The 4,219-nt window shown below is 43.6% G+C and carries 4 protein-coding genes and 2 pseudogenes; 5 read left to right on the top strand and 1 reads right to left on the bottom strand.

The features are described 5' to 3' along the window. Positions 1–103: pseudogene (locus tag OGY68_RS05610) on the bottom strand (hypothetical protein); the annotation flags it as partial. 146 nt (positions 104–249) lie between these two features. Here OGY68_RS05610 and OGY68_RS05605 point away from each other — a divergent pair. The 5 genes and pseudogenes from OGY68_RS05605 (at position 250) to tnpA (ending at position 4,110) form a co-directional block, all read left to right on the top strand. Next, positions 250–639, top strand: coding sequence for a HumD family translesion DNA polymerase (locus OGY68_RS05605; protein WP_047357985.1), 390 nt, complete (start codon positions 250–252; stop codon positions 637–639). Positions 640–1,423: 784 nt separating this feature from the next. Next, entirely contained in the window at positions 1,424–1,708 is a 285-nt protein-coding gene (locus OGY68_RS05600; protein ID WP_141711927.1) for a hypothetical protein, read from the top strand. 198 nt (positions 1,709–1,906) lie between these two features. Further along, positions 1,907–2,929 carry a hypothetical protein gene (locus OGY68_RS05595; RefSeq protein ID WP_057069138.1) on the top strand — a complete coding sequence of 341 codons (1,023 nt, stop codon included), beginning with the start codon at positions 1,907–1,909 and terminating at the stop codon, positions 2,927–2,929. Positions 2,930–3,282: 353 nt separating this feature from the next. Further along, positions 3,283–3,456: pseudogene (locus OGY68_RS05590) on the top strand (isocitrate/isopropylmalate family dehydrogenase); the annotation flags it as partial. A 195-nt stretch (positions 3,457–3,651) separates the two neighbouring features. Continuing rightward, positions 3,652–4,110: an IS200/IS605 family transposase gene (gene tnpA / locus OGY68_RS05585; protein ID WP_057069660.1), complete on the top strand. Its 459-nt coding sequence runs from the start codon at positions 3,652–3,654 to the stop codon at positions 4,108–4,110. The last annotated feature ends 109 nt before the right edge of the window (positions 4,111–4,219 follow it).

The raw sequence follows: 4,219 nt of genomic DNA, 5'->3' as shown, positions 1-4,219 counted from the left end.
CGTGATGATGCCACGACGCAGCGATATTGAAATAGCCTGGTATGCTTCGATACAGCAGGAACCAAATGGCCGGAAGACCGTCACCACGCAACGGTTTGTCCAGGAACTGAGCAAGGTTAACTGGAACTGGACGATGAAGCAGGCCAACGAATGGATCGAGTGGTATGTGACAACATTCCGCGATGTATCAACGCAGGAAGGCGAGAATCGTACCTTCCAGCTGTTCAATCCAAACGGAGGACTATAGCCATGGGCTTTCCTTCACCTGCGGCAGATTACGTTGAAACAAGGATTTCCCTTGATCAGCAGCTTATCAGTCAGCCCGCAGCGACTTACTTCATGCGTGCATCACGTTCACATTTCAGGGAAGGAATAATCCAGGGGGCGTTGCTTGTTGTTGATGCGTCACTTTCTCCCTGTGATGGCTCGCTGCTGATATGCGCGATAGACGGGGAATTCAGGATCAAGCGATATCGGACTCATCCTCAGCCCCACCTGGTTAATCTGGAGAACGGGAGAAGGGAGGCGCTGCCAGCAGATGATGATGGTTACAGTTCTGCACCCGCTATATTCGGGGTGATCACGTACATCATTAATGATGCCAGGAACGCGGAGTTTGATGATTGCCCGGTGATGTAGATAAAAACATATCCATGGGGAAGGATAATTATGCTTTTTTGGTGGCTATTTAACCACTCATTACTTTGTTGGCATTTAAGTTAAAAATATTAGATATCAATCACAAAGATTTGATGACAACCATCTTTGTAATGACTATAAAGTTACCCACTCGCTAGGGATAAAGCGTATCCAATATGCATTGCTGTGTAATTACGGGGTCTGTTGATGTCACCAGACCCTGTCTTTTCATCATCGACTACACACAGCTGTTATCCTGCCAGGTGAATTCTAATTTGGGCGGGGTTTCTCCCCAGTAATTCCCCAAAGTTTCCCCGTGCAAAAGACAGGCATAAAAAACCAGCCGTAAAGGCTGGTTCTTAAAGGGGTTTTTGGTCGGCACGAGAGGATTTGAACCTCCGACCCCCGACACCCCATAGCGGTGCGCTACCGTTTCTAGGGCTAAAATGTGCCAGAAACAGGTTAGTAAGTCCGTCCTGCATCAATTGAAAGGAAGTAGATCAGTAAAAAATAACCCTTTGGTGCTATTCATCAACATGGCTGAAGGAAAGAAAATGCATTGCGCAAGAAATCAGTTTGTGGGAGCAACAGGCTTGGTATCATTCTTATACGGATGATGGTTAACGTAACTATTTAATCTGTAAAGTGCAAAATGCCGGTTTAAGACACTCAGTGGTGAAAAAAATTGGCGTGCTATACATTGAAACTAAATCATGATTTTTCATGATGAATGAATGTCTCTTTCCAGCTATACATATGATAAGTAGAGCTACGGAGAAATATAATGAAACTAACTTCAATGCTATTCATTTCATTAATATTAATTTCGTCTGAATGCTCCGCAGCAAGCAAGCCGCCTCCTGAGCCGAAGACAACACCTACTCCAACATCAACGCCTGAACCCAGGCCACCTAGAATACCAAATCCTCAGTGTCATGATGATTGCCCAGGTGTTTTTTGGAAAATACATCAAGAAGGATTTGTACAACCTAAACAATCTGAATTGGAGAAACTTAAAAATGGAGACTTCTTCAAGTCTGGAGTTGGCACGATAGTTCAACAAAATTAGTTTCAATTAGTAGATATTCACTTGTTACTCAGCTGATTTTTATTAAAAAAGCATCAGCTACATTACTTATCATAATGGGTTGCGGTAGCTTCCTGTTTGTTCGTGCCTAGGTGTGTGCTATCAAATTTGTATATGCCTAATCACTCCATAATGGGGTTATCCGCGCCAACCCAAACTCAGAAAGCGAGGGGAATTTAAATGAATGTTACGTCACTTCGTAAAATCCCGTTCTCAGAAATTGAACTTCCACATTCGGTATCGAGAGTGCGGATGATGGGCTTAGCACCCTTAGATGTAGGCCAACAAGAGCTGTCGGCAACTGAATGGTTCAACAAACTTGTTGCTATGATGAATGCAGATTTACAGCTGCGAATGTCTACTAGAGCTGAAATAACAAAACAAGAAGGCCAAAAAATCCAAGATGGCGTACCAAGCGGTTGGGAGTTTGAATTTGAAGTGACATTCGATGAACAACGCTGGATTTTCGATAAACCAACTATGGCAATGCGAACGCAAACATGGTCTTTTGATTGGCCAGAATTGCGTGGAAAAGAGGCGTCTTTTGATCTTCCGGATGGACTCGAGTGGCGAACAGAACACAGATATCTCGGTGACTTTTTCCAGTGCAGAAGTATTACTGACTGTGGCTGGTATCCAGTTTATACAGATATACCTGTTGCAATCCTAAAAACAAAGCGAGTAATCTTTACCGTTCCTGAGGTTGTATCACAGAGAAAAGAGTTCAAATGGGATGTTCCTGAGTTCTATAACGAACAAGTGGTTTGGTACGTAAAGATCCCCCAATTTAAACTCATTCATTCGGCAGCCACATACGCAGAAGAATCAGAGAAGAAAGCTGCGGAACTTACAACTAAAATAAGTGAGGGTACAAAGCAGGATGTAGCGGAGATTAGAAGTATCTACAAGGACGAATTGCTTCATGCTGCTTCTGCAGTTGCCTCTGAGACCAGAGAAAAGATGACTAAAGAGTACAACGTAAATCTAGGTCTCTTCAATGGCGCGATCGAGGGAATGCAAGCTCAGATTGCAGCCCTGCCGGAGACAGAGCGCGTAAAGTATCAGGAAAGTTTAAATACTTGGATTTCTAACCGTCAAGCTTTTATTAATCAATATTTGCAATTTATGCAAAATATCGACGCCCAGATTCAAGTTATGGTTCAGAAAGTACTAGAAAGCCTTGGGGCAGCGGCGGGTCTTTGATTCCGATTGAGAATAGGTATAACAATTCATTTGTATTAGTGCAAATCTGGCCTGCTTTCCGTTTATTTTCACATCTGATTTTAGCAATACCTTGATCAGCTGTTAAAACAATGGAGAACATCCGCTTTTAGCTGTGAATTCAGTGACTGTAAAAGCGTCACCAGTGAGGTCTGGCAATAGCGGTAACAGGTTGAATGCAGTGGCGTGAATAACTTGGACTACTGGTGAAAACTATTCCCCAAAACTAAAATCAAAGTTTTGATAATCAATGAGTTGTAAAAGGTAGTTATAGACAGTTTTTGATAGTAGAAAGCATGATAATTTCAATTTTATCAAATGGTTATTATGATTTTAGCAATGTAATGTTACGCCACATGGGTTGGGTAGAAGCGGCTGACCTGATTGTTAAAGGTATGGAAGGCGCGATTAACGCGAAAACCGTAACCTATGACTTCGAACGTCTGATGGACGGCGCTAAGCTGCTGAAATGTTCAGAGTTTGGTGACGCGATCATCGAAAACATGTAATCCAGATCTTGGGTTGTATGAGAACGGGAGCCGAGAGGTTCCCGTTTTTTTTGTGCACAGAGAACCCCCAGCTAGGCTGGGGGTTCCGGAAAGCTTTCAGCTTTGGGCCAGTTATTAAAACCCCTTTTGATTTGTTAAAACACCTTGCGGTCTGGCAACTGCAAGGGTTAAACAAGAAATCAAAAGGGGGTCCCAATGGGGGACGAAAAGAGCTTAGCGCACACCCGATGGAACTGTAAATATCACATAGTTTTTGCGCCCAAATACCGAAGACAAGCATTCTACGGGGAGAAACGTAGGGCGATAGGCAGCATCTTAAGAAAGCTGTGTGAGTGGAAAAACGTGCGGATCCTGGAAGCGGAATGCTGTGCAGATCATATCCATATGCTTGTGGAAATCCCGCCCAAAATGAGCGTATCCGGTTTTATGGGTTATCTGAAAGGTAAAAGCAGTCTGATGTTGTATGAGCAGTTTGGTGATATGAAGTTTAAATACAGGAACAGGGAGTTCTGGTGTCGTGGGTATTACGTAGATACGGTGGGTAAGAACACAGCAAGGATACAGGAATACATAAAGCACCAGCTTGCAGAGGATAAAATGGGCGAGCAGTTATCGATCCCTTATCCGGGTAGCCCGTTTACGGGCCGTAAGTAACGAAGTCTGATGCAAATGTCAGATCGTATGCGCCTGTTAGGGCGCGGCTGGTAACAGAGCCTTATAGGCGCATCAGAAAAACCTCCGGCTATGCCGGAGGATATTTATT

The organism is Citrobacter sp. Cpo065 (genome assembly GCF_030332805.1).
GTDB classification, from domain to species: domain Bacteria; phylum Pseudomonadota; class Gammaproteobacteria; order Enterobacterales; family Enterobacteriaceae; genus Citrobacter; species Citrobacter portucalensis.
This window is presented reverse-complemented; position numbering and strand designations above follow the sequence as displayed.

Bases quoted from the DNA above. Each gene is read 5' to 3' on its own strand.
- OGY68_RS05605 (WP_047357985.1), top strand. From the start codon at position 250: ATGGGCTTTCCTTCACCTGCGGCAGATTACGTTGAAACAAGGATTTCC.
- OGY68_RS05600 (WP_141711927.1), top strand. From the start codon at position 1,424: ATGAAACTAACTTCAATGCTATTCATTTCATTAATATTAATTTCGTCT.
- OGY68_RS05595 (WP_057069138.1), top strand. From the start codon at position 1,907: ATGAATGTTACGTCACTTCGTAAAATCCCGTTCTCAGAAATTGAACTT.
- tnpA (WP_057069660.1), top strand. From the start codon at position 3,652: ATGGGGGACGAAAAGAGCTTAGCGCACACCCGATGGAACTGTAAATAT.